The sequence below is a fragment of the Streptomyces sp. NRRL S-1813 genome, assembly GCF_000719605.1.
GTDB lineage: Bacteria > Actinomycetota > Actinomycetes > Streptomycetales > Streptomycetaceae > Streptomyces > Streptomyces decoyicus.
On the sequence record NZ_JOHB01000023.1, the window covers coordinates 88,460 to 115,213 of the forward strand.

General features: G+C 70.9%; 20 protein-coding genes. 4 read left to right on the forward strand and 16 right to left on the reverse strand.

The window, feature by feature from the left end; all coding sequences use genetic code 11:
- Positions 1–419 precede the first annotated feature (419 nt).
- Both IF67_RS0127245 and IF67_RS0127250 read left to right on the forward strand, forming a co-directional pair.
- Complete coding sequence (locus IF67_RS0127245; protein ID WP_030990003.1) at positions 420–3,266, forward strand: bifunctional glycosyltransferase/CDP-glycerol:glycerophosphate glycerophosphotransferase; 2,847 nt, start codon at positions 420–422, stop codon at positions 3,264–3,266.
- Positions 3,266–4,435, forward strand: coding sequence for a glycosyltransferase (locus IF67_RS0127250; RefSeq protein WP_030990005.1), 1,170 nt, complete (start codon positions 3,266–3,268; stop codon positions 4,433–4,435). Before IF67_RS0127245 ends, IF67_RS0127250 begins: the two co-directional genes overlap by 1 nt.
- Positions 4,436–4,582: 147 nt before the next feature.
- Here IF67_RS0127250 and fdxA read toward each other — a convergent pair whose 3' ends face one another.
- The 6 genes from fdxA to IF67_RS0127280 form a co-directional block, all read right to left on the reverse strand.
- Positions 4,583–4,918 (reverse strand): ferredoxin, encoded by a 336-nt coding sequence (gene fdxA, locus IF67_RS0127255; protein ID WP_030990007.1) that lies wholly within the window; start codon positions 4,916–4,918, stop codon positions 4,583–4,585.
- Between the two features lie 23 nt (positions 4,919–4,941).
- Positions 4,942–6,564 (reverse strand): MFS transporter, encoded by a 1,623-nt coding sequence (locus IF67_RS0127260; protein WP_051818645.1) that lies wholly within the window; start codon positions 6,562–6,564, stop codon positions 4,942–4,944.
- A gap of 117 nt (positions 6,565–6,681) precedes the next feature.
- On the reverse strand, positions 6,682–7,896 hold the full coding sequence (locus IF67_RS0127265; protein ID WP_030990010.1) for a beta-ketoacyl-[acyl-carrier-protein] synthase family protein: 1,215 nt from the start codon (positions 7,894–7,896) through the stop codon (positions 6,682–6,684).
- 167 nt (positions 7,897–8,063) lie between these two features.
- Positions 8,064–9,647, reverse strand: a complete 1,584-nt coding sequence (locus IF67_RS0127270) for a class I adenylate-forming enzyme family protein (protein ID WP_030990012.1) — start codon at positions 9,645–9,647, stop codon at positions 8,064–8,066.
- A 38-nt stretch (positions 9,648–9,685) separates the two neighbouring features.
- Complete coding sequence (locus IF67_RS0127275) at positions 9,686–11,476, reverse strand: CoA transferase (RefSeq protein WP_051818646.1); 1,791 nt, start codon at positions 11,474–11,476, stop codon at positions 9,686–9,688.
- Positions 11,473–12,261 (reverse strand): SDR family NAD(P)-dependent oxidoreductase, encoded by a 789-nt coding sequence (locus tag IF67_RS0127280; protein ID WP_030990016.1) that lies wholly within the window; start codon positions 12,259–12,261, stop codon positions 11,473–11,475. Before IF67_RS0127280 ends, IF67_RS0127275 begins: the two co-directional genes overlap by 4 nt.
- A 340-nt stretch (positions 12,262–12,601) precedes the next feature.
- Here IF67_RS0127280 and IF67_RS0127285 point away from each other — a divergent pair, with 340 nt between their 5' ends.
- Complete coding sequence (locus IF67_RS0127285) at positions 12,602–13,318, forward strand: FadR/GntR family transcriptional regulator (RefSeq protein ID WP_037839915.1); 717 nt, start codon at positions 12,602–12,604, stop codon at positions 13,316–13,318.
- Between the two features lie 32 nt (positions 13,319–13,350).
- Here the strand turns inward: IF67_RS0127285 and IF67_RS0127290 are convergent, their stop codons facing one another.
- Together IF67_RS0127290 and IF67_RS0127295 are read right to left on the reverse strand one after the other, a co-directional pair.
- Entirely contained in the window at positions 13,351–14,256 is a 906-nt protein-coding gene (locus tag IF67_RS0127290; RefSeq protein WP_030990019.1) for an SDR family oxidoreductase, read from the reverse strand.
- Between the two features lie 14 nt (positions 14,257–14,270).
- The gene (locus IF67_RS0127295; protein ID WP_051818648.1) at positions 14,271–15,515 is read right to left on the reverse strand and encodes an acetyl-CoA acetyltransferase; all 1,245 of its coding nucleotides are present in this window, start codon (positions 15,513–15,515) and stop codon (positions 14,271–14,273) included.
- A 72-nt stretch (positions 15,516–15,587) separates the two neighbouring features.
- Here IF67_RS0127295 and IF67_RS0127300 point away from each other — a divergent pair, with 72 nt between their 5' ends.
- Positions 15,588–17,012, forward strand: coding sequence for an OB-fold domain-containing protein (locus IF67_RS0127300; protein WP_030990023.1), 1,425 nt, complete (start codon positions 15,588–15,590; stop codon positions 17,010–17,012).
- Between the two features lie 79 nt (positions 17,013–17,091).
- Here IF67_RS0127300 and IF67_RS0127305 read toward each other — a convergent pair whose 3' ends face one another.
- The 8 genes from IF67_RS0127305 to IF67_RS0127340 all read right to left on the reverse strand — a co-directional run bounded on the left by IF67_RS0127305 (position 17,092) and on the right by IF67_RS0127340 (position 26,541).
- Positions 17,092–17,967 carry an arylamine N-acetyltransferase family protein gene (locus tag IF67_RS0127305; RefSeq protein ID WP_051818650.1) on the reverse strand — a complete coding sequence of 292 codons (876 nt, stop codon included), beginning with the start codon at positions 17,965–17,967 and terminating at the stop codon, positions 17,092–17,094.
- Positions 17,968–18,025: 58 nt separating this feature from the next.
- Positions 18,026–19,216, reverse strand: a complete 1,191-nt coding sequence (locus IF67_RS0127310; RefSeq protein WP_234341363.1) for an FAD-dependent monooxygenase — start codon at positions 19,214–19,216, stop codon at positions 18,026–18,028.
- Positions 19,217–19,221: 5 nt separating this feature from the next.
- Positions 19,222–20,328 (reverse strand): 3-dehydroquinate synthase II family protein, encoded by a 1,107-nt coding sequence (locus IF67_RS0127315; protein ID WP_030990029.1) that lies wholly within the window; start codon positions 20,326–20,328, stop codon positions 19,222–19,224.
- 51 nt (positions 20,329–20,379) lie between these two features.
- On the reverse strand, positions 20,380–21,213 hold the full coding sequence (locus IF67_RS0127320) for a 2-amino-3,7-dideoxy-D-threo-hept-6-ulosonate synthase (RefSeq protein ID WP_051818651.1): 834 nt from the start codon (positions 21,211–21,213) through the stop codon (positions 20,380–20,382).
- 77 nt (positions 21,214–21,290) lie between these two features.
- Positions 21,291–23,054, reverse strand: coding sequence for a 1-deoxy-D-xylulose-5-phosphate synthase (locus IF67_RS0127325; RefSeq protein WP_037839917.1), 1,764 nt, complete (start codon positions 23,052–23,054; stop codon positions 21,291–21,293).
- A complete protein-coding gene (gene ispG, locus IF67_RS0127330) occupies positions 23,041–24,162 on the reverse strand; it encodes a flavodoxin-dependent (E)-4-hydroxy-3-methylbut-2-enyl-diphosphate synthase (protein WP_030990036.1) in 1,122 nt (373 codons plus the stop codon). The genes IF67_RS0127325 and ispG overlap by 14 nt, the downstream gene beginning before the upstream one ends.
- Positions 24,149–25,495, reverse strand: a complete 1,347-nt coding sequence (gene ispH, locus IF67_RS39560; protein ID WP_078889659.1) for a 4-hydroxy-3-methylbut-2-enyl diphosphate reductase — start codon at positions 25,493–25,495, stop codon at positions 24,149–24,151. Before ispH ends, ispG begins: the two co-directional genes overlap by 14 nt.
- On the reverse strand, positions 25,495–26,541 hold the full coding sequence (locus IF67_RS0127340) for a polyprenyl synthetase family protein (RefSeq protein ID WP_051818656.1): 1,047 nt from the start codon (positions 26,539–26,541) through the stop codon (positions 25,495–25,497). The genes ispH and IF67_RS0127340 overlap by 1 nt, the downstream gene beginning before the upstream one ends.
- Positions 26,542–26,754 lie beyond the last annotated feature (213 nt).

The following is a 26,754-nucleotide window of genomic DNA, read 5'->3' on the forward strand; positions in this document are numbered from 1 at the left end:
TGTTGTGCTCTTGCCGTTGCCTCGCCGCGCTCTTGCCGTCGTCTGTTGTTGCCTGTTGTCGTCGCATGCGGACGCCGTGCGCGGAGTGCCCTTTCCGGCTGCCCCGCTACGGGTCCCTTCCCGCTGCTTCCCACTGCCCTTCGCACGGAATCCGATAAATGTCTGATCGCAACGGACGTGACACGACGCGACAGGCAACCGATTCGCGGGGGCACCCGTCTTCCCTCCCGGCCGGAGCCTGCCGCGGCGGGTGGATCTACAGGGCTGACGCATGGTCAAGATCCGAACGCCGGAGTACGCCTTCCCGATGCTCCCGTGACCCACTGTCCGTAGCGCCATGGGCGCGATCGGTTGTAATCCGAGGGGGCAGATAGGGCTATTCTGGCGGGAAACAGTATCGAAAGAGGGTTGAGGTGCCTGTGCCTGACGTCTCAGTAGTCGTCATCGTCTACAACGACGCCGACCGGTTGCCGACCGCGGTCCAGTCCGTACTGGATCAAACGCTCCGGGACGTCGAGGTGGTGATCGTCGACGACTGCAGCACCGACCGTTCTTTCGAAGTGGCGCAGCAACTCGCGGCCGGTCATCCCGGGCGGGTCAGAGCCTTCCAGCTGCCCGAGAACAGCGGTGCGGGAGGCGAGCCGCGGAACGTCGGCATCCAGCACACCCAGGGCCGGTACGTCATGTTCCTGGACAGCGATGACGTCCTGGAACTCAATGCGTGCAGAAATATGCTGGAGGCGGCGGAGGAAACCGGGTCGGATATCGTTTCCGGTCTGACCGTCCGGCTGCACAAGGACACCCGGAACCAGAAGCGCGACGAGTGGTACGCCTGGCTGTATTCCACCACCCGCACACTGGAATCCGTCACGGAATTGCCGGACCTGTTCGTCTGGGACACTCTGTGCACCAATAAGTGCTATCGCCGGGAATTCCTCGTCGAGAACAATCTCCTCTTTCCCAAGGGAATGTTCTACGAGGACCTGGTCTTTATCGCCGAGGCCTATCTTGCGGCCCAGCGCATCACCCTGATCCCCAATCAGGTCTACTTCTGGCACGTCCACGAGCAGGCCGCCGTGAAGTCGGTGACGAACCGGCGGCACGAAATGAGCAACTTCTCCCACCGGCTGGAAATCCACCGGCGTATCGACGCCATGCTGGCGGAGCGCGGGCTGGCCGAGATGAAGCTCGCCAAGGACGTCAAATTCCTCAAGCACGACCTGGTGCTGCATCTGCGGGATCTGCCGTTCCGCGACGCGTCCTACCGCCGGGAGTTCGCCGAGCTCTCCCGGGAGTACCTCGCGAGCATCGCCCCCGAGGCGTACGAGCGCGTGCAGCCGATACAGGCCATCTGTGCGTACCTGCTCCAGCAGGGTGACTGGGACCACCTGATCCCGGCGGTCGACACGCTCATCAACCGCGACAAGGTCTCCTCGCCGCTCGCCGAGCACGACGGCCGGATCTACTGGTGCGACGGCTACACCGACGATCCGTTCGGCCGCGATGTGCTGGACGTGACCGACATCGGCTATCACGAGAAGCCGGTCAACCAGCTGTTCCTGCGCAATCAGCTCACCCGCTTCGGCGAGTCCGGCAGGTCCGTCTCGCTGACCGGCCGGATCAACAATCCGCTCGGCGTCATCCCACCCGGCGCGCAGCTCAAGGGCGAGCTGGAGTTCAGCGCCCGGCGGCGCAGCCTCCAGACCTTCCACTTCCCGGTGCGGGTGCTGCGCCACGAAGGTGACGCCATCCACTGGGAGGCCGTCGCCGACCTCACCGCGAAGCTGCGCCCGCTGGGCATCGTCGACACCATCTGGGACGTCCGGCTGCGCCTGGACGTGGACGGGGTGCGCACCACGAGCCGGCTCACCGTCGCCGACACCGGGCTGTCCGGTGGGCTGCCGGTACGGCCGCGGCTGTCGCGGATGGTCGCCGACCGTCTCGAACCGCATGTCTCGGCCAAGGGGCATCTGGCGTTCCGCCTGGTCAGCGAGAACCGTAACGCCGAGCGTGTACAGGAACTGATCACCCGCGGGGTGCGCGGCAGGCCGGGGACGCTGGCCAAGACCGGCTACCGCAAGGCGAAGGAGCTGCGCAAGAAGGTCACCTCCGGTGACAACAAGCTCCGCGCCTACCACGAGGTCTTCAGCCGGCTGCCGGTCAAGAAGCGCACGGTGGTCTTCGAGAGCCACCTGGGCAAGCAGTACAGCGACAGCCCGCGCGCGATCTACGAGGAAATGCGCCGGCAGGGCCTGGAGTTCGAGGCGATCTGGTCGTACGCCGGGTCCCCGAAGGACTTCCCGAAGGGCGTCACGCTCGTCAAGCGCTGGTCGCTGCCCTATCTCAAGGCGCTGGCGCAGGCCGAGTTCTGGGTGGACAACCAGAGCTACCCGCTCAAGCTCACCAAGCGTCCGGAGACCACCTACCTCCAGACCTGGCACGGCTCGGCGCTCAAGAACATGGGTTTCGACCAGCCGGCGCTGAAGGCGCAGACCCGGCAGCAGCAGGCGGAGCAGCAGCGTTCGCTGGACCGCTTCGACCGGTTCCTGATCCGCTCCGAGCACGATGTGCACACCCTGGCCAAGGCCTTCCGGCTCAAGGAGAAGACCTTGCTGCGGGTGGGTTACCCGCGCAATGACGCACTGGTCCGCGCCCGGCAGCGGGAAGCGGCGCTGGGCGCGCGGGAACGCGGGCCGCTGGCCGCCGAGTTGGGCATTGCCGAGGACAAGACGGTGCTGCTTTACGCGCCGACGTTCCGCAAGGCGGGCGGCCGGCACGGGCGCTTCGAATTGCCCTTCGACGTGGAGCGTTTCGCCGATCAGTTCGGTGACCGCTATGTGCTCCTGGTGCGCTCGCACTACCTCAATCATGTGGTGCTGCCGCCGACCGTGGAGGGCCGGGTCATCGATGTTTCGGCGCGCCACGATGTGACGCCGCTGCTGGAGCTGGCCGACGGGCTGATCACGGACTATTCCTCGGTGATGTTCGACTATGCGCTGCTCGACCGGCCGCTGGTGTTCTTCACCTACGACTACGACGAGTACGTGCACGAGGGCCGTGGCACCTACTTCGATCTGCTGGAGCACGCACCGGGCCCGGTGGTCCGCACCGAGGACGATTTCCACGAGACGATCAAGTCGTTCGAGTCGCAGGGGCTGGAATACGCGAAGAGCCGCAAGGAATTCGTCGCCAAGTTCGGAGAATACGACCGGGGCAACGCCGCCCAGAGCATCGTCGAGCAGTTTTTCGCGCAGTGGAGCCGTTGATGACCAAGTCGTACGCAGCCGAGCCGCGGGACATCTTCTTCGTCTCCAACAGCGTCAACGAGATGGGCGGCATCACCAGCTGGTCGCACCAGATGGCGCGTCTGTTCAGCGAGCGGGGCCACCGGGTGCACATCGTCGGCGTGGTGCCGCCCCCCGAGGGACGGGTCCATGAGCTGGCGGCCGACCTGCCGTTCAAGACCACCACGCTCTACGCCGCGCACCCGCCGTCCGTCCGCCCCGTGCGCGGTCTCAAGGACAAGCTCAACCTCGCCGAGCAGCGCCGCCGGGCCGCCCGCGAGGCGGGGATGCAGGAGCAGGCGGCCAAGATGAGTGCGCTGTTCCGGGCGGCGAAGCCGGGCGGGGTGGTGATCGTCACGCAGGTGTGGGCGATGGAGTGGGTCGCGCTGGCCGACACCGCGGGGCTGACGGTGATCGGGATGAGCCATGAATCGTTCGACACCTGCCGCAAGTCGTCCCGCTTCGGCCGGGTCAAGCGGTTCTACGAAGACGTCGACCGGATGCTGACACTCACCCGGGAGGACGCCGACCGCTGGATCCGGCAGCGGATGGACAACGTCGGCTTCATGCCGAACCCGCTGCCGTTCTTCCCTGACGTCCCCTCGGACCGCTCCCGCAAGTGTGTGGTCAGCATCGGCAGGCTCCACGAGGAGAAGGGCGTGGACCTGCTGCTGGAGGCCTGGGCGAAGGTCGCGCCGCAGCACCCCGACTGGACGCTGCGGATCTACGGCTCCGGCGAGGAGGAAGAGGCGCTGCGCAAGCAGGCCGCGGAGCTGGGGATCGCCGCCACGGTCGCCTGGATGGGCCGGACGAGCGATGTCCCGGGCGCGCTGCGGGAGAGCGCGGTCTTCGCGCTCAGCTCGCGCGGCGAGGGCTTCCCGCTGGCGCCCATGGAGGCGATGGCGACCGCGGTGCCGTGTGTGGCGTTCGATGTGGCGCCGGGCGTCCACGAGATCATCTCGGACGGTGTGGACGGGCTCCTCGCGCCCCCCGGCAATGTCACCGAATTCGCCCGGCATCTCGACGCCCTGATGTCGGACAAGGATCTGCGGGACACGATGGGCGAAACGGCCCGCGCGAACATCCAGCGGTTCTCCACGGAGGAGATCGTCGGCCGCTGGGAGAGCCTGTTCACGCTGGTGGAGCGCTGACCGTTCCGGGGGCGCTGAGCCGGCTTCACCCGGCGCACGACGAAGGGCCGCCGGACTTTCTCCGGCGGCCCTTCGTCGTGCTGCGGCTCCTGGCGCGTCCCCGGCCGGCGGGCCCGGAGCCCTCGCACCGGAGCCGGGCGGAGCGCGTTATTCGCCCGCGGCTCCGGCCGTACGGACCGGCTGCGCCGCGACGACGGGGTGGTCGCGGTCGATCAGGCCGAGCCGGGCGGCGCCGCCCGGCGAGCCGAGCTCGTCGAAGAACTCCACATTCGCCTTGTAGTAGTCCTTCCACTCCTCCGGTGTGTCGTCCTCGTAGAAGATGGCCTCGACCGGGCAGACCGGCTCACAGGCACCGCAGTCGACGCATTCGTCCGGGTGGATGTACAAGGACCGCTTGCCCTCGTAGATGCAGTCGACCGGGCACTCCTCGATGCACGCCTTGTCCTTGAGGTCGACACAGGGCTGCGCGATTACGTACGTCATCACTCACTCCAGGATGTTTTCCGCTACTTGCCGGGCTGCCGGGTACGGACGAGCAGTCCGGCGACCGCCGCGCACAGTGCCACCAGACAGGTGACCGTGAGGGCGGTCCCCATGCCGGACCGGAACGCCGCACGGCTGACCTGTTCGAACACCGAGGACGGCAGCCCCGACAGCTGCGCGGAATGCCCGTGCAGACCGACGGACACCGACTGCACGGCATGATCGAACTGCGCCGCGGACAAGCGGGTGCCGTCCGCGGCCAGCCGACGGGACAGGACGTCCCTGACACCGGAGGCCATCAGGGCGCCGAGGACGGCCACGCCGAGGCTGCCGCCGACCTGCATGGCGGTCTGCTGGATGCCGCTGGCGACTCCGGAGAACCCCTGCGGCGCATTGCCCAGGACGAGCTTGGTCGCCCCGACCATGATGGGGCTGAACCCCAGGCCCATCACGAAGAGCCAGAACCCGAGCTGCCCGCTTCCCTCGTGGCCGTCGAGCCGGGAGATGCCGAACAGCGCGACCGCGTTCATCAGCATGCCGAGCGCCGCGGGGATCCGCGGGCCCGCCTTGCCGATCCACAGGGCGACGAACGGGGCGCCGACCACCATCATCACCGTGAGCGGCAGGACTTGCAGCCCGCTTTCCATCGGCGTCAGACCGCGGACGTGCTGGAGATAGAAGGCGAGGAAGAACGAGGTACCGAACAGGCTGAACGCATTGACGATCAGCAGCAGCACACCGACGGACAGCAGCGGGGACCGGAAGAGTGGCATCGGAATCACCGGGTTCGCCGCCCGCCGCTCCCACCCGACGAAGCAGCAGGCCAGCGCGCCCGCGCCGGCCAGCGGGGCCCACACCGCCGGGTCGCCCCAGGCGCGGCCGGACACCGCGGTGAGTCCCCAGACCAGGGCGCTCAGCGTGGCGCTCAGCAGCAGCAGTCCCGGTACGTCCAGCCCCCGGGCGGCGCCCTCCTCCTTCGCGTCGCGGAGTACGACCAGCCCCAGCAGGACGGTGAGCGCCCCGAGCGGCACATTGATGAAGAAGGCCAGCTGCCAGCTCGCGTAGTGGACGATCAGTCCGCCCGCGATGGGGCCGAGCGCCATGGAGACGGCGATGACACTGCTGCGTACGGCGATCGGCAGATTCATCCGGTCCGCGGGGAACGCCGTCATGATCAGTGCCAGGGTCGCCGGCTGCATCAGCGCGCCGAACACGCCTTGCAGCACCCGGAAGCAGATCACCGCACCGATGTCCGTCGACAGCCCGATGGCCGCGGAGGCGAGGGTGAATCCCAGCGTGCCGGCCAGGAACACCTGCCGGTGGCCGAAGAGATCGCCCACCCGGCCGGCCACGATGAGCAGTACGGCGACGGCGAGCAGATAGCCGTTCGTCACCCACTGCATCTCGGTGAGCGAGGCATGCAGCCGCTGCTGCATGACGGGCTGCGCCACGGCGACGATGGTGCCGTCGAGCGAGACCATCATCGCGGCGAGGGAGAGGGTGAAGACGCTCAGCCAGGGCCGCCCCCGCCATCCGCCCGCCGGGCGGGCGGCCGTCCGCCGGTCCCCGGACCTGCCCCCGTCCCCTTCCACCGTCGTGCCCGCCGTCCCCGCCGTGTGCGCGGCATCGGCACCGTCCACCGTCATCTCCCCCGTATCCCCCTCTGTTGTGTCACGCCCTGCGGTGCGGCAAGGAGCCCCATCGGGCACCGGGCGGGCCCCCAGGGCCCTGCCGCCGCGGGACGACCGGCCGGACGGCCGTGGTCACTTGGTGAACACCAGGCTCACGTTGTGTCCGCCGAATCCGAAGGAGTTGGCCAGCGAGGCGTTCCACTCCCCGGTCCGGTTCTCGCCCTGCACCACGTCCAGGTCGATCCTCGGGTCGAGTGCGTCAAGGTTGCGGATGGCGGGCGCCACGCCCTCCTTGAGCGCCAGCAGCGCCGCCATCGCGCCCACCGCCCCGGAGGCACCCAGCATGTGACCGGTCATCGACTTCGTGGCCGTGACCGAGGCATGGGTGCCCACGGCCCGGCCGATCGCCTCGGCCTCCGCCAGGTCACCGGACTCGGTGGAGGTGGCGTGGGCGTGCACATGGCCGATGTCCCGCGGGGTCAGGTCCGCATCCCGCAGGGCCAGCTCGATGGCGTGGACCTGGCCCGCCGCGTCGGACGCCGTGATGTGGTTCGCGCTGGAGCTCACGGCGCTGCCGGCCAGCGTGCCGTACGTCGTGGCGCCGCGGGCCCGCGCGAACTCGGCGCGCTCCAGGACCATGATTCCCGCGCCCTCGCCCATGACGAAGCCGCTGCGGGCCACATCGAACGGGCGGGACACCGACTCCGGGTTCTCGATCTGCGTCGAGAGCGCCTTCATCTGGGCGAAGGCGGCGATGGTGAACGGGTGCAGACAGGCCTCGACGCCGCCGGCGACCACCACGTCCACCCGCCCGGCGCGGAGCAGGTCGAGGCCCATCGCGAGCGCCTCGGCACCGGACGCACAGGCGCTGACGGGCGTCCTGGCGCCGCCCTTGGCGCCCAGGTCCATGCTCACCCAGGCGGCCGGTCCGTTGGGCATGAGCATGGGGACCGCGAACGGAGAGAGCCGGCGCGCCCCGGACTCCTCGAAGATGTCGTCCTGGCCGAGGGTGGTGAGCACACCGCCGGTACCCGTGCCGATGACCACGGCCAGCCGCTCGGGCTCGACCTCGGGCGCGCCGGCGTCCTGCCAGGCCTCCCGGGAGGCGAGCATCGCGAGCTGCTCACCGCGGTCCAGCTTCCGTGCCTGTGTACGGGGCAGCGCGGCGGCCGGGTCCTCGGTGAGTCCGGCCGCGATGCCTACCGGGAGGTCGGCGGCCCACTCCTCCACCAGCGCACGGACACCGGACTTTCCCGCCAGCAGCCCCGACCAGGACGAGGACGCATCGGCGCCGACCGGCGTCATCGCTCCGATACCCGTCACCAGCACCTGACCGTTCTCGGCCATCTCCGTCTCCTCTGATCTCGTAGGAACCGCACAAGATCTCTGACGATCTCACAGCGATCATGCCAGCAATCAGCTTGCCAAACAGGCCGGAAGCAGACCGATTCGGCGCCGGTAAGTTGTACCTCTTCCACAACCGCGCGTCCGCTCCCGGCAGGCCTGGCCCTACGTCAGCCAGTGGGTTGCGCCACGCTTCCGGGCTCGATCAGCCGCAGCGCCGCCCGGTCCACCTTGCCGATCTTCGTGCGGGGCACACCGTCCACCACCCACAGCGCGTCCGGCAGCTTGTGCCGCGCGAGGGAATGCCGCAGCCGCGCCCGCAGTTCTTCCAGCCCGAGGTCGTCCTGCGGGTCCGCCAGGACGACACAGGCGCCGATGGCCTCTCCCAGAATCCGGTCCGGCACCGGGAAGATCCCGGCGTCGACTATGCCCACAAGCGCGGTGAGAGCGGACTCGACTTCGCTGCACGAGACCTTCAGCCCGCCGCGGTTCACCAGTTCCTTCATACGGCCCCTGACATGGAGCCGCCCCTCGTCGTCGATCAGCCCGAGGTCACCGGTGTGGTACCAGCCGTCCTGCGCGACGCTGTCCTGTCCCCAGTAGCGGACGGGGCGGGAGGCGCCGAAGACGATTTCGCCCACGACGCCGCGTCCCAGGATCTCGGAGCCGTCTCTGGCGAAGATCTCCAGACGGCCGTCGGGAGCCGTATCGGCGGGGCCCTCGAACACCCGGTGCCCCACCGAACCCGTTTCGATCTCGGCGCGGTCGGTGGTGTAGCAGAGGAACCCTTCGCTGCAACCGTAGATGTAGAAGAGCTGCACGCCGAAGGTGGCGTACATCTGCTGCAACAGCGCCCCGGGGAAGGTCGCGGCGCCCGCCACCGCCCAGCGCAGGGAGCTCAAGTCGTGTGCGCCGGGTTCGAGATGGTCGAGCATCAGCTGGAAGTGCGCCGGGGTGCCCGGCAGGACCGTGATCCGCTCGTCCGTGATGCGTTGCAGCGCCCCGGCGGGCGAGAAGCGGTCCATCAGCACCAGCCGGCTCCCGCGGGTCAGGGCCACCATGGACATCTTCAGTCCCAGGGCGTGGGCCAGCGGGAGATACAGCAGATGCACATCGCGCTCGTCCGGCTCGAAGGCCGTGGTGAAGCACTCGATCTTCGCCCACAGTGCGCTGAAGGATTCCATGACGCACTTCGGCAGCCCGGTGGTTCCCGAGGTCAGCAGCAGCAGCGCGGTACGGGAATCCGGAACACCCGGCGATTCCGGGCCGATCGCGGAATGCGGCCGCGATCCGTCGGCCAGGTCCGCCAGCCGGTGGGCCTCCGGCGGGAGGGCGTCGCCGCCACCGTGCACGATCAGGTGGACGTCGGGAAATGCGGCGCGTACGTCGTCCAGCGGCGCCATGGGGGTGTCGTTCCCGTACCGCGGCTGGTACAGCAGGGCCGCCGCGTCCGTGCGCCCGGTGATCGATACCAGTTCCGGTCCGGTGAGATCGTGGTCGACCCCGACGAAGGTCGCCCCGCATTCCCAGGCCGCGACCAACGCCACCAGATATTCGGGCGAGTTGGAGAGCTGGCAGACCAGCCGGTCCTTGTCCTTCACGCCCAGCCCGCGATAGGAGGCGGCCAGCGCCTCCACGCGGTCCCAGAACTGGCCGTAGGTCAGACTGCGGCCCTGAAAGGTCATCGCCGGGCGCTCGGGCCACTTCCGGCAGGCTTCCCGCAATGCCTTGATCAGTTCACTCACAGATTCCATGTCTGCCTTTCCATGCGCGAGGCCGCGCACGCCGGTCGTCAGTGAAAGAGCCAGGGCGCGACAGGCGCCTGCCCGCCACCGGCGAACGGCTCGAAGAGCGGGGCGAGGCGCGGATCCCGCGGCGGGTCGGACAGGTCCCGGCAGACCGCGGCGGCCGGCACACCGGCCTCGGTCAGCAGCTTCTCCCACTGCGCCGCCGGGGCCTCGCGCAGGCGCGCGGTCAGCTGGTCGTCACGCTCGCCGCGCCGGCCGGGCGGTACCTCCAGCACCTCGCACAGCGCCTGGTGGGCGGGGTCGTCGTCGGCACTCACCATGAGGTACCCGTCCGCGGTCCCGGCCGGCTCGTCGATCGCGCCCCACACCGGGCGGCCGTCGCTGCGCCCGGGTTCGTCGCCGGTGGCCCGGCCGAGGACGACATGGGACTGGAGCGCCATGGCTCCGGTCAGCAGCGAGGACTCGGCCGTCCAGCCGTGGCCCGACAGCTCCCGCCGGTACAGCCCGGCCAGCACCCCTTCGCAGGCCACCAGCGCACCGAACATGTCGCACAGCAGCACCCGGGTCGTGGCCGGGCGCTCGTGTCGCGGAGTGTTGCCCTCGCTCACCCCGGCGTAGGCCTGCACCATGAATTCGGTGCCGATCACCTCGCGCCGGTCCAGGTGCGGACCCCATCCCGACGCCTCGCCGAAGACCAGCCGCGGGTTGGTACGGGCCAGTTCCTCGGGGGCGAAGCCCCACTCGGCGGCCTTTCCGGGGCGCCAGTTGTGCAGGAAGACATCCGCCTCCGCGATGAGTTCGCGCAGCGCGTCCCGGCCGGCCGGACGGCCCAGGTCCAGGCCCGTGCGCCGCTTGCCGCGGTGGTACAGGGAGCCCATCCCGCTCGCGTCGCCCTGGGGCGGCTCGACCCAGGTCACGTCGGCCCCGAGCATGGTCAACAGCTGCCCGGCGAGCGGTCCTTGGACCCGGCTGGTGGCCTCGACCACCCGGATCCCGGCCAGCGGAAGGTCGCCGGTGCGGCCCGCTCCGGCGCTCTGCGGTGCGGTGACCGGCCTGCCACCGCAGCGCGCGGGCAGCGGGGTCAGCCGGGGCTGGCCCGGCGACCAGCCCGGCTCGGCCAGTACGTCCCGGTAGCCGCGCAGCGCCGACAGGCTGAGCCCGTGCTCCTGTGCGGCCGCGACGATCCGCGGCCAGGGCGTGCCGGCCGCGGCCGTGTGCAGTGCGGCGGGCAGCAGGCAGTGGCCCTTGAGGTAGCGGTGCTGGAAGGCGGTCCAGGCGCGGCCCAGTACGGCGGTGTCCGCGCCGAGGCTGCGCCAGAACGCGAGCCACCGGGCGGGGTCGAAGGTCTCGATCTCGAAGAGGGGTCCGTCGGCGCTGCGGAACGGCGGCGGGCCGCCGTCCCCCTTGACCGAGGGTCCCCACGGGTCGGGGGAGGTGGCTTCGGCGGTGTACTGCCCGGCGAGTAACGTGCCGGCGCGCAGTACGGAGGTCTCCACGGCGTCGACCGGGATGCCACGGGCGCGCCCCACATGAGCGGCGAGGACGCCCTGGCCGGCCAGCACTCCGGCCGCGGCAGAGGCCGCTTCCAGCCCGAGCCGGCGCGGTCGTCCCGCCTCCTGCCCGTGGAGGTGCATCAGCCCGCACAGGGCCTGCACCACCGGCTCACTGCCGGGCCGGGCGGGATCGAGGTCCGCGCCGCCGTGCCAGGTCAGGCCGATCTCGACACCACCGGCGGCCGCGGTGGCCGGTCCCGCCGCCGGGTCGGGGACGGAACCGAGCCAGGGCCGGAGCCGGGTGCGGGCGGTGCGGTGGGCGAGGTCCGGGCCGCCGCTCACGTCTCGGCCCTCCGATCCGCGTAGTACGGCTGGTGGGCGAGCAGTCCGCCGTCCACCACGAGGGTCTGTCCGGTGATGAACGAGGCTTCGTCGGAGGCGAGGAAGACGACGGCCGACGCGACGTCCTCGGGCCGTCCCAGTCGCGTGGTGAGGTGGTGGGGCAGCATCACCCGGTAGGCGGCCTCGCGTTCGGGCCTGGTGATGATGAGGCCGGGTGCGATCGCGTTGCAGCGCACGCCGCTTCGGCCCGCCTGGGTCGCCACGGAACGCGTCAGGCTGATGAGGGCGGCCTTGGACGCCGCGTACGCCGGGTGGCTCAGATCGCCGGAGAGCCCGGCGGCCGAGGAGGTGTTGATGACGCAGCCGCCGCCGCGCGCGATGAGATGCGGCAGCGCGGCCTGGGTGGCGACCATGGCGCCGCTGAGGTTGACCCGCATGGTCCGGTCCCAGACCTCGGGGTCGGCGTCGGCCACCGGCACGTCCAGGGAGGACGCCAGGGCGGTCGCCGCGGCGTTGTTGTGCAGGATGTCCAGACCGCCGAACTCCTTGACGGTGGCGGCCACCATGGCGCGCACCGATGCCGGGTCCGCCAGGTCCGCCGTGATGCCGATCGCGTGCGTGCCGTCCGCGCCCCGGATCTTCTCGGCCAAACTTCTCACGCCGGCCTCGTCCAGGTCGGCGAGCGCCACCCGGGCCCCCTCCGCGGCGAGCCGCTCCGCGGTGACCGCTCCGATGCCCGACGCGGCACCGGTGACGATGGCGATTTTCCCCTCAAGCCTGCCCACACCCCACCCCCTAAGGCATAACTTAGTTAACTGATTTAACGCTACCATCCCCCTTGCGGCACTGTCATCCGGCCACTCGCGCCCGCCCCATCCACCCAGGGTCACAGCTGAGTTACCGTCCGATCACGGACGGTCCACATTTCGGCGCGCAGCCTTGCTACACTCAGTAATCCTGATTGATTCATTTAAAGCAATCGACTCAACAGGGCGTAAAGGTGCTCACTGCAATTTCGCTCGCACCGCGTCGTCGATGCGCGCCACCTAGGAGGAAGCGGCCTTGACTGAAGCAACCCGAGCGGTGAATAAGGGCCCTCATAAGCGAAACGGGGCGGCACTTCGTGTGCGTGTCCCGAAGACCGCGGAACTGGTGGCGGCAAGCCTGCGCCGGGTCATCATCCGGGGCGAACTGGAGCCGGGCGACGCACTCCCGCCGGAATCGGCCCTGATGGAGCAGTTCGGCATTTCCCGCCCCACCCTGCGCGAGGCCATTCGCGTCCTGGAGTCCGAGGCGCTGATCAGCGTCCGCCGCGGCGTGCACGGCGGTGCCCGGGTCAACGCCCCCGATCCCATGGTGGCCGGCCGCTACCTCGGGCTCATCCTGGAGTACCGCGGGACCACCCTGGGCGAGATGTTCCAGCTCGTCGCCTCGATCGAGCCGCCCTGCGCACGACAGCTCGCCAGCCGGCACACCCCGTCCGGCATCGGCCGGCTGCACGAGGCGCTCGCCACGGAGGAAGAGGCGAAGGACGACCCCGCCGCACTCGCCGAGGCCAAGGCAGCATTTCACGCGACTCTGGTCGAATTGACCGGCAACCGGGCGATGCTGGCGCTGCACGAGACGCTGCAATGCATCTTCTACCAGGCCAAGAGTCCGCATATTGCGACCGGCGGAAAGACCGGCACCCGGCGTGATCATGAAGAGCATGTGAAGTTGGTGAAGCTGATCCAGGCGGGCGAGGCCGACGAGGCCGAGACCCATTGGCGCCGTCACATTTCCCGTATGGAGAAGGAATTGAATGCGAGCGGCGCCAATACCCGTCTGGAACTCCTCGACTGAGCGTCAGCCCGGCCGGAGCGGTCTCCGGACCGTCACTCGGAGCGCTTACCGAACGCATCGGCATTGGGGGCCGCCCGCTCGACCAGCTCGTCCAGCGCCTCGCCGGCAGTCTCCGGCTCCCATCGCTCCGCACCGACAGCGGCGGGGCCGTCCACCCAGCCCTCCGCCACCGAGATCCGCCTGCCGAAGACCGTGACGACCCGGCCCGTGACATGCCCGGACAGCGGACTGCCGAGCCAGACGACGACCGGCGGCACGCTCTCCGGCGCCAGATCATGCCGTGCGGCCAGGTCCGGCATGACGCTCAGATCCTCGGTCATCCGCGTCAGGGCGGCCGGGGCGACCGCGTTCACGGTCACGCCGTACCGGCCCAGCTCCTGCGCCGCGCTGATCGTCAGGGCCGCGATACCGGCCTTCGCCGCCGCGTAGTTGGACTGCCCCGGATTGCCGTAGAGCCCTGAGGTGGACGTGGTGTTGATGACCCGGCCGGCCACCTCCTCGCCCGCCTTCGACCGCTGACGCCAGTGGATGGCGGCGTGGTGGAGCACGGCGACGGTGCCCTTCAGGTGGACGGCGACCACGGCGTCCCAGTCCTGCTCGGTCATACCGACCAGCGTCCGGTCCCGCAGGATCCCGGCGTTGTTGACCAGGGTGTCCAGCCTGCCGAACCGCTCGACGGCCTGGCCGATCAGCCGCCGGGCACCGTCCCAGGCCGAGATGTCGTCGAAGTTGGCCACGGCCTCGCCGCCGGCGGCCCGGATCTCGGCGGCCACCGTCTCGGCGGCGGCGGTCGAGCTGCCGGCACCGTCCCTGGCCCCGCCGAGGTCGTTGACGACCACCCGGGCGCCGGCCGCGGCGAACGCCAGGGCGTGCGCGCGGCCGATCCCGTTGCCCGCGCCCGTGATCACGACGACCCGGCCGGCACAGATCTTCGCCATGCTGTTCCTCCCCCTCATGCCGTCCGTGTGACGGCGCTGGTGTGATGACGCTTCGCCGGCGCCGGGGGCTCGACCCCGACGACAGACACGAACGACAGGCACTCCCCCGGACCGCCGCCGAGGTTGTGGGTGAGCGCCAGCCCCCGCCCGAGGGCGGACGCGGACAGGGCGCGCTCCTGGGGCGCTTCCCCGCGCAGTTGCAGCCAGCACTCGAACAGCATCCGCAGCCCCGAGGCCCCGATCGGATGCCCGAAGGCCTTCAGCCCGCCGTCCGGATTCACCGGCAGGGCACCGTCCCGGTCGAAGGCGCCGGCCAGGGCCGCGCGCCAGGCCTCCCCCGGCGGCGCGAAGCCGAGGTCCTCCATCAGCACCAGCTCGGTGACCGTGAAGCAGTCGTGCACCTCCGCCAGCGCCAGTTCGGCCCCCGGGTCGGTGATCCCGGCCTGCCGGTAGGCGTCCGCGGCCGAGCGTCGGACCTCGGGAAAGGAGGTGAAGTCGTACTCCGGGTCGGCGGTGCCGGTGGCCGGGCCGACGGCGAGCGCGAGCGCCTTCACGAACAGTGGCCGGTCGGTGTAGCGGTAGGCGTCCTCGGCCCGTACCACCAGTGCCGCCGCCGCGCCGTCGCTCACACCCGAGCAGTCGAAGACGCCCAACTCGCCCGCCACCCGCGGGGCCTTGCGGAGGGTCTCCCTCGACACCGCCCGGCGGAAGTGCGCCCGCGGGTTCAGCGCGCCGTTGGCGTGGTTCTTCCACGCGATCCGGTCCAGCACGTCGCGGAGCGTCCCGTCGGCCAGGCCGTACTTGTGCCCGTACGCCCGGGCGAGCAGGCTGAAGGCGGCCGGCGCGGTGAGGTCGGGTTCGGTGCCGTCGCCGGGGACGGCGGGGGCCGAAAGCCCGGACATGCCGGAGTCCTTGAGCTTCTCCATCCCGACGGCCATGGCCGTGTCGTACGCGCCGCTCGCCACCGCGTAGCAGGCGTTGCGCAGTGCGTCCGAGCCGCCGGCGCAGTAGTTCTCCACCCGGGTGACGGGCTTGTACGGCAGGCGCAGCGGGCGGGACAGTGCCAGGCCGGAGTTCCCCGACGCCAGGGTGCTCAGCCAGTACGCGTCGACCTCGACGTCGCTGACCCCGCCCGACGCACAGGCGGCCCGGACCGCCTCCAGTACGAGGTCGTCCGCCGAGGCGTCCCAGTGCTCCCCGAACGTGGTGCACCCCATACCGACGATCGCGACCTTGTCGCGGATGCCGTGTGACGGCACGGTCTCCCCCTCCCCTAGAGCCGATACAGTTAGATCATCATACGGATCTTACTCTTTTACCGGGAGGGTCACTTGACCTCGCTCGTCGCCTACGGCGCGTATGTGCCGTACTTCCGGCTCCGGCGAAGCGCGATCGCCACCGTGCTCGGCGGGAGAGCTGCCGGGGGAACCCGTGCGGTCGCCTCCTACGACGAGGACAGCACGACGCTGGGCGTCGAGGCGGCCCGCGCCGCACTGGCCGCCGTCCCCGAAGCCCGCGGGAGCGTCCGCAGCCTGCTCTTCGCCACCGCCACCCCGCCGTATCTGGACAAGACCAATGCCGCGGCGATCCATGCGGCGCTCGGCCTCGCCCCGGAGGCCATGGCCGTCGACATGGCCGGCGCGGTGCGGTCCGGAGCCGGCGCTCTGCACCTGGCGAGCGGCAGCGCCGAGGACACCCTGGTGGTGCTCGCGGACGTACGGACGGGACTGCCGGGAAGCGCCGACGAACGCGACGGGGGCGACGCGGGGGCGGCCTTCCTCTTCAGCACCCGGCCCGAACTCCCCCCGCTCGCCGAAGTGATCGCCCATGCCTCGGTGACCGCCGAGATCCTCGACCGCCGGCGCACACCGGACTCCCCGGTCTCCACGACGTCGGAGGAGCGCTTCACCGAGCAGGTCTACACGCGGCTGGCCGATGCCGCGTTCGACGACGCGCTGGAGCGGGCGCAGCTGCGGGCGGAACAGCTCGACCACCTCGCCGTCGCCGGACTGCACCAGCGCGCCCTGCGGTCGGTGGCCGGCCGGCTGTCCGCCCGTACCGGGAAGGCCGCGGACGGGAACGCGGACGGCCTCGCCAAGGCCGTCGGCAACCCGGGCACCGCCCAGCCGGGCCTGTTGCTCGCCGACGCACTCGACCGCGCCGAGCCGGGGCAGACCCTCGCCCTGGTCGTCATCGGTGACGGCGTCTCCGTCCTCGTCCTGCGGACCTGTGCCGCACTGACCGCGCGGCGGGCCGCCGTCCCGGCCGCCGCACCGGCGGCGGACGGCAGCGACCGGCTCTCGTACGGGGACTATCTGACCTGGCGCGGGTTCCTCGACCGGCAGCCGACCGCCCGGCCGAAGCCGCAACCGCCCGCCGCCGCACCGTCGTTGCGCCGGGCGGGGTGGAAGTACGGCTTCGTGGCGAGCCGTTGCACGGACTGCGGGACCCGGCAGCTGCCTCCCGCCCGGGTGTGCACCAGCTGCCGGACGATCGACAAGATGACCGAGGAGCGGCTCGACGGCACGCCGGCGACCGTCGTCACCTACACGGTCGACCATCTGGGCTTCACCCCGCACCCGCCGCTGATCCTGGCGGTGATCGAGTTCGACGGCGGCGGCCGGTTCCGGTGCGAGCTCACCGATGCGGCCGAGGAGGAGGTGCACGCCGGGATGCGGGTCACGATGTCCTTCCGCCGGCTGCTCACCGCCGACGGCGTGCACAACTACTTCTGGAAGGCACGGCCCGTGCGCTGAGGGCCGCCGGGAGACGCCGAGGGCGTGCGGCCGGAACCGGAGGGTTCCGGCCGCACGCCCGGCCGCTGTCCGCGGGCCGCTACCGCATCGGGAAGCCACCCGCCACCGGAGACACCCCGGGGTCTCCGTACTGCGCACGGAACCATGCACGGTACTGCTCCAGCACCACCGGATCGTCCTCCTCAGGGCCCGGCCCGGGGGCCGGGACCTCGTCCAGCGCGATCCCGAACCGGCTCCGGTACACCTCCAGCACCTCGGCGGCACCGTCGAGGATCCGCTCGGAGGTCCGCCCGCCCGACACCTCCAGCAGCCGGCGCTGGTCGACCATCGTCGTCCGCCCCGTGGCGTCCAGGATCGAGGCCACCAGCAGATGCGACATGGGCAGCTCGGGGAGCGTCCACGCCCACCAGGTGGGCGGGAAGTCCTCGAAGCGCAGCGGGGTGGGGTCCAGCCGGTACTGGGGCACCCCGTCACGGCGCAGTTCGATGCCGCCGCCGTCCGTGTCGGCCAGCTGGAAGACGCCCTCGGGGTCCTGCTGGGGCGCGCGCACGTCGAACCGGAGCGGATAGCGGCTGCCGCGCAGGAAGCCCACGTCCACCAGCCACGGCTCGGGGGTCTCCACCTTCAGCACGTAGTGCACCACCGGTGCCATGAAGCGGCCGGCGTGGAAGATGCGTCCGCCCAGCACCGTCACCTCCGGGTAGCCGAGGGCGCGCAGCAACTGCTCGAAGGCACTGGCGAGTTCGATGCAGGTGCCGCCGCGGTGGCGGTGCGCGATCTTGTCGATCACCGCGGGGCCGAGTGCGGTGGGTTTCCCCGACCGGATGTGCATGTTCTCGAACGGCACCGACACCAGATGACGTTCCTGGAGCACCCGGAGCGTCCCGGCGTCGGTACGCCGCGGACGCTCGATGCCCAGGCGGCGCAGATATGCGTCGAGTGTGCTCTGGTCCACCGAGGTATCTCCCCTTCGTTCCACAGGTTGCTACGGGCTCACCGGCGGCCGCCGGCGGCTACCGGCTCCCGACCGGCACGGCCTCGAAGCCGTAGAGCCAGGCGTAGTCGTCCAGCCGCTCGGCCGTGGGCATCGACCGGTCGCGCAGGCGCTGCTGCGGGCCGTCGGGAAGGTGGAACTCATGGCCCCGCTCCCGGGAGCGCCGGTGCACCTCGCGTACGCGGGGCAGCCGCAGCTCCTCGTACCGCCGCAGCGCGGGCCCCGGATCGACGTCCGCGGCGCTCAGCAGATCCGCGAGCACCCAGGCGTCCTCGATGGCCTGGTTGGCGCCCTGGGACAGATAGGGCACCATCGGGTGCGCCGCGTCGCCCGCCAATGTCATCCGGCCGGTGCTCCAGCCGCCCACGCAGTCGCGGTCGAACAGGGCCCAGTGGTGGGTTCCTTCCGCGGCCCGGATCAGCTCGGCGACGTCGGTGTTCCAGCCGGCGAAGGCGGCCGCGGCCTCCTCCGGGCGGCTCGGCGCCGACCACACCTCCGGGTCCCACTCCGGTGAGGTGATCACCGCGCTGAAGTGGACCAGACCGTGCCGGGCGATCGGATAGCTCGTCACATGGCCGTTCGGCCCCAGCCAGAAGAGCACCTTCGGCACCTCGAAGAGGGACGGCAGCCGGCCGGCCGCCACCAGGCCGCGGTGGACCGTGTGCCCGGAGAACCGGGGACGGTCGCCCACGAGGGTGTTGCGGAGCGCCGAGTGGATGCCGTCCGCGCCGACGACGACCCCGGCCTCCTCGCTCGTGCCGTCGGCGAAGCGCAGGGTGACCCCGTCCGGGCGCTCCTCGACGGCGGTGCATGCGGCGCTGTGCCGGACGACCCCGGGCGGCAGCAACTCCAGCAGGCTGCGGTGCAGATCGGCCCGCTGGATGAGGTAGTACGGCGCGCCGTACCGCTCCGCGCAGGACGCGCCGAGCTCCGTCCTGGCGAGCGGCGCGCCGTCCTGCCAGCGGCGCGTCTCGATGGCGTGCGCCCGGGTGGCCCGCCTCTCCAGTGCGCCGGCGAGCCCGAGGCGGTGCAGGATGCGGGCCGAGTTGGGGGCGAGCTGGATCCCCGCGCCGGCATCGGCGAACACCGTGGCCTGTTCGTACACGGTGCACTCGATGCCGGCCCGCAACAGCGACGCGGCCACCGTCAGACCGGCGATCCCGCCGCCGATCACGGCGATCCGGGGCCGGTTATTGCTTATGTGCGTCACCTGTGTCACTTCTCCAGGCAGAACTCATCAATCGGGTAGCCCACGTGGCGGTCGGCGCTCGGCAGGTAGCCGAGGACGCGGTCGCCGGGCTTGAGCTCGGTGCTGTTGAGCACGGCGCCACCGGGGCCGAGCACCCGTACGTGCCAGTCGTCCTGGAGGATCAGATTGACCGCCTGGCCGCCGGGCGCGACCGCGTCGATGGAGATCAGCGGACGGGATTCGATCTTCACCCGGCCCACGGTGACCAGCCGGGTGTTGCCCTTGACGTCCACGGCCAGCACCTTGCTGCCGGACTTGAGCTCGCTGAGGTAGTTGGTCCGCTCGTCCTTGGAGAGGGTGTACGAGTGGATGGCACCGGCGTTGACGCGGAACGGCCGGGTGGGCATGTACGGCAGCGGGTGGGTCTCGCTGACGCAGAGGATCATGCCCTTGGAGTGCGACCCGACGAGAATGCCCTCGTCCTCGCGGAAGTGGGTGCAGGTGTCGACACAGGCCCGCTCGCCCATGCCGACGTGGCTGGTCGCGGTGACCTCCAGCTCGACCAGGCCGAGGTTCGGGGTGTCGAGCTGGGCCGCGGCCTTCAGGTGCGCCGCTTCGCCGACGCCCTTGGGGGCCATCAGCACGCCGTCCGAACCGTGCTCCAGGACACCGAAGATGATCTCGGCCTCCTCGGCGTCCTGCGCCACGGTGATCAGGCTGCCGGTGGCCTTGGCGGCGGCCGCGATCACGATCTCCAGCGGAATCTTGGTCGGGTCGCGGAAGAGCAGCAGGCTCAGCTGCTCGGTACGTGCGGACTCACACGCCAGCTCGAGGCTGTCCGCGTCCACGATCTCCACGAAGCGGCCGAAGGTCACCTCGGGGTGACGGATCGCCAGCTCGGCCGGGGTGATGCCATGGCGTACCGGGTCCACGATCACCGCATCGGCCCGCCCCAGCTCCTCGGGCACCGCGCCCGGCGCGGGGAACAGCACCTTGGTGAGGGTGGGCGGCAGCCCTTCGAGGTCCGCGAGGTCATCGGTGACGATGCCCTCGATGCGGTGGTGCAGCGCCTCCTGGAGGATCGCTTCCTTCGCGTCCCCGACCGCTCGGACGTCCAGCCAGCTCAGCTTCATGTTATTTCTCCACAAATATGGTGAGGCAAGGTCGACGGCACACCGGTGCGGTCAGACGGGCAGGGACAGCTCGTGGACCTGGATGTCCGCTTCGAGGCGGGATCCGGCGGAGGAGCCGTCGTGGACGAGTTCGACGACCGCGCGGGCGACCTTGCCCGGTTCGTCGGCCTGGAAGATGTTGCGGCCCATGGCCACGCCCGCGGCGCCCGCCCCCAGCGCCTCGTCGACGTACGACAGGGTCGCGTCGAGGCCGCTGCGCTGCGGGCCGCCGACGACCAGGATCGGCAGCGGGGACAGGTCCGTGATCTCGGCCATGGTGTCGGGCGAGCCCGTGTAGAGGGTCTTGACGATGTCGGCACCCAGGTCCGCGGCGAGCGAGGCCGCATGGGCGATCAGCCCGGGGTCACGGGGGTTGTCGATACGGGGGCCGCGCGGGTACATCATCGCGAGCAGCGGCACGTTCCACCGGTCGCAGGCCTCAGCCACCGCGGCCAGGTCGGCGATCTGCTGCTTCTCCTCGTCGGAGCCGATGTTGACGTGCACGCTGACCGCGTCGGCACCGTGCCGCACCGCTTCCTCGACGCCGGCGACGAGGTACTTGGCGTTGGGGTCGGGGGCGTGCACAGTGCTCGCGCTCAGGTGCACGATGAGCGACATCTGCGTGAAGCGCATGGGGTCGATACAGCGCAGCGTCCCCTTGTGGACGATGGCCGCGTCGACGCCGCTGACGGCCAACTCCCCGATGAGCCGGTCGACATGGCGCCCGCCGGTGATCGGACCGTCGGTGACGGAGTGGTCGAGCGGCACGATCACGAGTCTGTCGTCATCGTGCCGGTGAAGCCGCCGCAGCCTGAGCTGACGTGCGAAAGGAAGGTGCGAAGGCATGGGATACGACTCCTTACAGGCTGGCTTGACGCCATGTGGCCGAATGTGGGCGAGGGATGGCCGCCCGGGCTCCCGGGTCAGCGGGGGGCCGCTTGTGGCAGCCATCCGCCGACCCGTGCGACCAGGCCGTCGGCGGTGAGCCCATGCCGGCGCAGGAGGGCCGTCCTGCTGCCGTGGGGAAGGAACTCCGTCGGCAGGCCGACGGTCCGTACGGGGGTGGGCGTGCCGGCCTCGGACAGCTGTCGCAGCAGGCGCGCGCCGAGCCCGCCGTCGCTCAGGTTGTCCTCGACGGTCACCACGAGTTCGTGCCGTGCGGCCAGCTCCGGCAGCCCCTCCGGTACGGGGACGGACCAGCGCGGGTCCACCACCGTCGACGGGATGCCCAGGGCGTCCAGCGCGGCCGCGGCCTGAAGGCACGGGTCGGCGAGCGGACCGGTCGGGACCAGCAGCACCCGGGCGCCGGGCGCCTCGTGCAGCACGTCCATGCCCCCCTCCCGGCGGAGCGCCGGCACGGCCGGGCCGGCCTGTGCCTTCGGGAAGCGGAGGACGGTGGGCCCGTCCGTGACGGCGACCGCCTCCCGCAGCAGCGTCCTGAGTTCCTCGGCATCGCGCGGCACCGCCAGGCGCAGCCCCGGTACCAGCGACAGCCAGGAGGCGTCCCAGATCCCGTGATGGCTGGGGCCATCGGGGCCGGTGACACCCGCCCGGTCGAGTACGAAGGTCACCGGCTGCCGGTGCAGCGCCACATCCATCAGCACCTGGTCGAAGGCGCGGTTGAGGAAGGTGGAGTAGACGGCCACGACGGGGTGCAGCCCGGTGTGCGCCAGCCCGGCGGCGGAGACGGCGGCATGCTGTTCGCCGATGCCGACGTCGAAGACCCGGTCGGGGAAGCGGCGGGCGAAGTCGGCCAGGCCCACGGGCTGGAGCATCGCGGCGGTGAGGGCGACCACGTCGGGCCGCTGCGCACCGAGTTCCGTCATCTCCGCACCGAACACCGCGGTCCAGGAGCGGCCGCCGGAAGCGGACTTGCCGCCGGTCTCGGGGTCGAAGGTGCCCACCGCGTGCCAGCAGTCGTCGGGGTCCTCGGCGGCCGGTGCGTAACCGTGGCCCTTCTGCGTCACACAGTGCACCACCACGGGGCGGTCGAGTGCGGCCGCCCGGCGCAGTGCGCGCTCGAGTGCCGGGCGGTCGTGGCCGTCGACCGGGCCCAGGTAGGCGAGGCCCAGGTTCGCGAAGAGACCGGCCCCGCCGCGGCCCGCCCGGAGCTCGCCGAGGTGGGTGGCGAGGGCGCCGGCGGTGGGGGCGTAGGAACGGCCGTTGTCGTTCAGGACGATGATCACCGGGCGGTCCGGGGCGCCGCCGATGTTGTTGAGCGCCTCCCAGCTCATCCCGCCGGTCAGCGCGCCGTCGCCGACGACGGCGACCACCCTGCGGTGCGCGGCGCCGGCCAGGCCGAAGCCCTTGGCGATGCCGTCTGCGTACGAAAGGGCCGTGGAGGCATGGGAGTTCTCGATGACATCGTGCTCGGACTCGCTGCGGTCGGGATAGCCGGAGAGCCCGCCTTCCTGGCGCAGCGTCGAGAAGGCCTTCATCCGGCCGGTGAGCAGCTTGTGGACGTAGGCCTGGTGGCCGGTGTCGAAGAGCAGGGTGTCCTTGGGGGACTCGAAGACCCGGTGCAGGGCGAGGGTGAGCTCGACGACGCCGAGGTTGGGGCCCAGGTGTCCGCCGACCTTCGAAACGGACTCCACGAGAAAGGAGCGGATGTCCGCGGCCAGCGCCTGGAGTTGATCCTCCGTCAGTGCGGCGAGATCGCCCGGACCGGTGAGGTCAGCCAGTCTCATCGAGGTCCACCCCCATCTCGTCCGCGAGGCGCAGTGCCTCTTCGATGAGGGTCTCGACGATCTTCGACTCGGGGACGGTCTTGACGACCTCGCCCTTGACGAAGATCTGCCCCTTGCCGTTGCCGGAGGCGACACCGAGGTCGGCCTCGCGGGCCTCGCCGGGACCGTTGACGACACAGCCCATGACGGCGACCCGCAGCGGCACCGGAAGCCCTTCGAGCCCGGCGCTCACCTCTTCGGCGAGCTTGTAGACGTCCACCTGGGCGCGGCCGCAGGACGGGCAGGAGACGATCTCCAGGCGCCGGGGGCGCAGGCCGAGCGACTGGAGGATCTGGATGCCGACCTTGACCTCCTCCACGGGCGGTGCGGACAGCGAGACGCGGATGGTGTCGCCGATGCCCTGGCGCAGCAGCGCGCCGAAGGCCACCGAGGACTTGACCGTGCCCTGGAAGGCCGGTCCCGCCTCGGTGACGCCGAGGTGGAGCGGGTAGTCGCACTGCGCGGCCAGCAGCTCGTACGCCCGGATCATCACCATCGGGTCGTGGTGCTTCACCGAGATCTTGAAGTCGTGGAAGTCGTGCTCCGCGAAGAGCTCCGCCTCGCGCAGCGCCGATTCGGCCAGGGCCTCCGGGGTCGCCTTGCCGAACTTCCGCAGGATCCTCGGGTCGAGCGAGCCCGCGTTGACCCCGATGCGGATCGGGGTGCCGGCCTCCTTCGCGGCCTGCGCGATCTCCTTGATCTTGTCGTCGAATTCCTTGATGTTGCCCGGGTTGACCCGGACACCGGCGCAGCCCGCCTCGATCGCGGCGAAGACATAGCGCGGCTGGAAGTGGATGTCCGCGATGACGGGGATCTTCGACTTCTGGGCGATCTCCGCGAGGGCTTCGGCGTCGTCCCGGCTGGGGCAGGCGACCCGGACGATGTCGCAGCCCGCCGCGGTGAGTTCGGCTATCTGCTGAAGGGTGGCCTGGGCATCGGCCGTCACCGTGGTCGTCATCGACTGCACCGAGACGGGGTGGCGGCTGCCGACGCCCATGCCGCCGAGCATCAGCTGCCGGGTGGGACGACGCAGCGGTGTCGTCGGCACGGCAAGGTCAACAGCTGTCAACGGTCTTCTCCAAGTCTTTGCGGGCGCGGTCTTTCCGGGCGCTCCTCAGCTCTTTGGGCAGCTGGAAGGTGACGTTCTCCGTCGCGACTTGGTGCTCGGTGACCGTGACGGGTCCGAGGGCACGGAGATTGGCGACGATTTCCTGGACGAGGGTGTCCGGGGCCGAGGCGCCGGCCGTCAGGCCGATCCGCCGGGCCCCGTGCAGCTGCTCCAGACCGACGTACGAGGCGTCGTCCACCAGCTGGGCGGGGGTGCCCATCCGCTCCGCGAGTTCCTTCAGGCGTACGGAGTTGGAGGAGTTGGGCGATCCGACCACCAGGAGCAGATCGACCCGCCCGGCGATCTCCTCGACGGCGCGCTGCCGGTTGGTCGAGGCGTAGCAGATGTCCTCGGACTGCGGTGCCTTGATCGACGGGAAGCGGCCGGCCAGGGCCTGGGCCACCTCGGTGGCCTCGGACATCGCCAGCGTGGTCTGCATGAGGAAGGAGACCGCCTCGGGGTCCTCGACCTCCAGGCGCGCCGCCTCCGCCGCGTTCTGCACCAGCACCGTGCGGTCGGGCGCCTCGCCCAGCGTGCCCTCGACCTCCTCGTGACCGGCGTGCCCGATCAGGACGACGGTGTCGCCGCGGCCCGCGAACCGCTTGGCCTCGGCATGGACCTTGGTGACCAGCGGGCAGGTCGCGTCGATCACTCGCAGACCGCGCTCGCCCGCCGCGTCACGTACCGCCGGGGCGACCCCGTGGGCGGAGAAGACGACCAGCTCGCCCTCCGGCACCTCGTCAAGCTCCTCGACGAAGACCGCGCCGCGGCGGGCGAGGTCCTCGACGACATGCCGGTTGTGGACGATCTGCTTGCGTACGTAGACGGGGGCGCCGTACTGGTCGAGGGCGCGTTCGACGATCTCGATGGCACGGTCCACACCGGCGCAGAACGACCGGGGGGCGGCCAGGGCCACCGCTCGGTCCCCCTTCGCGGCTTCCCAGTCGCCCAGGACCCGGGCCAGGGCCTCCTCGGCGCGGTCGACGGCGTCCGATCCGGTGTCGTCGCGCACCAGGCACAGCAGCGCGTCACCGTCCGCCTCCGGGAGCCGGACCGGCGCGGCGATCTCCACCAGCGGTGCGTCGGCGCCCTGGGGTGCCTCGGCGCCGGCGACGGCGGCCCCGCCGGTGTGGACCGTCAGCCCCTGTGCCCTGAGGGCCCCGGCGAGCAGCCGGTGGACCCGGCCCTCGCGGGCGCCCGACGCCAGGTGCAGCCGGTCGGCGAGCACCACGTCGCCGTGGCGCACCGCCGTGCTCAGCGGGCGGGCGGCGACACTCACGATGGCGGCGGTCATCAGTGCTTCCTGAAGGCGACGTAGTCGGCGAGGGCGAGCAGGGGTGCCCGCTGCGCCTCCGTCAGCCCGAGGGCGTCGAGCTGCGCCACGGCGAGGCCGCGGTGCCGCTCGATCTCGCTCTCGGTCCAGGCGCGGCCGCCGGCCAGCTCGACCAGCTCGGCGGCGCGCCGGGCGCCGTCCTCCGTCATGGGGTCGGTGTCCGCGTAGAGCGCGGCCAGTTCCGCGGAGCCGGGCCGGCCGCTGTGGAGGGCGGCGACGACGGGAATGCTCTTCTTCTTGTTGTGCAGGTCGGAGCGGACCGGCTTGCCGGTGACGGCCGGGTCGCCCCATATGCCGAGTACGTCGTCGACCAGCTGGAACGCCATGCCCAGGTGCATACCGAAGGCGCCGAAGCGGCGGCTGGTCCCGTCGGGTGCGCCGACGAGTCCCGCGCCCAGCGTGCAGGCGCAGCGCAGCAGCGCCGCGGTCTTCTGCTCGGAGACGGTGAGGGCCTCTTCCAGGGTCACCGTGGCGCGGCGCTCCAGCGCGAGGTCGGCCATCTGGCCCGCGGCCAGCTCGGCGATCGCGTCGATCAGGGCCTTGGTCGCCCAGCCCTGGTGGCCGGAGGCCTCGTCGAACATGCCGCAGGCGCGCGCCAGCAGGATGTCGCCCGCCAGGATCGCCGCGGGGGTGCCGAACTTGCTCCATACCGTGGGCCGGCCGCGCCGCTCCAGATCGCGGTCCATGACGTCGTCGTGCAACAGCGAGAAGTTGTGGACCAGTTCGACGGCGGCGGCGCCGGGTACGGCCTGCTGGGCGTCGCCGCCGCAGGCCTCGGCGGCAAGGATGGTCAGTGCCGCCCGGATCATCTTGCCGCCGCTGTTCGCCGTGGGGCGTCCGCTGGTGTCCATCCAGCCGAAGTGGTAGGCGACGATGGGGCGGATGCGGTTGTCGAAGGTGTCGACGGTGGCCCGCAGGGCGGGCGTGACGAGGCCGGCGGCCCGCGAGGCGTTGCGGTGGGCCAGGTCGACACTGCTCTCGAGGGGCTGGACTGTGTCAGCGTGCACTGAACTCTTCCTCTTGGTTCGGTCCGACGGAAATCCGACAGAAAGGTGAGCGACGGCGCGACGCGGTCTACGCGGCGGTGTTCTGCTGGTTTTTGAAATCGGCGTAACGCAGGGTCGGGCACTGCTCCCAAAACCCCTTCTCACCCAACGCCACCCGGCGCAGAGTCCGCCGGCCATTACCTTCCAGGCCACCCCGCGCATGCTGAACCGCCA

Coding starts and splice junctions, on each gene's coding strand:
- IF67_RS0127250 (WP_030990005.1), top strand. CDS start 3,266: ATGACCAAGTCGTACGCAGCCGAGCCGCGGGACATCTTCTTCGTCTCC.
- fdxA (WP_030990007.1), bottom strand. CDS start 4,918: ATGACGTACGTAATCGCGCAGCCCTGTGTCGACCTCAAGGACAAGGCG.
- IF67_RS0127260 (WP_051818645.1), bottom strand. CDS start 6,564: ATGACGGTGGACGGTGCCGATGCCGCGCACACGGCGGGGACGGCGGGC.
- IF67_RS0127265 (WP_030990010.1), bottom strand. CDS start 7,896: ATGGCCGAGAACGGTCAGGTGCTGGTGACGGGTATCGGAGCGATGACG.
- IF67_RS0127270 (WP_030990012.1), bottom strand. CDS start 9,647: ATGGAATCTGTGAGTGAACTGATCAAGGCATTGCGGGAAGCCTGCCGG.
- IF67_RS0127290 (WP_030990019.1), bottom strand. CDS start 14,256: ATGGCGAAGATCTGTGCCGGCCGGGTCGTCGTGATCACGGGCGCGGGC.
- IF67_RS0127315 (WP_030990029.1), bottom strand. CDS start 20,328: ATGAAGCTGAGCTGGCTGGACGTCCGAGCGGTCGGGGACGCGAAGGAA.
- IF67_RS0127320 (WP_051818651.1), bottom strand. CDS start 21,213: ATGCCTTCGCACCTTCCTTTCGCACGTCAGCTCAGGCTGCGGCGGCTT.
- IF67_RS0127325 (WP_037839917.1), bottom strand. CDS start 23,054: ATGAGACTGGCTGACCTCACCGGTCCGGGCGATCTCGCCGCACTGACG.
- ispH (WP_078889659.1), bottom strand. CDS start 25,495: ATGACCGCCGCCATCGTGAGTGTCGCCGCCCGCCCGCTGAGCACGGCG.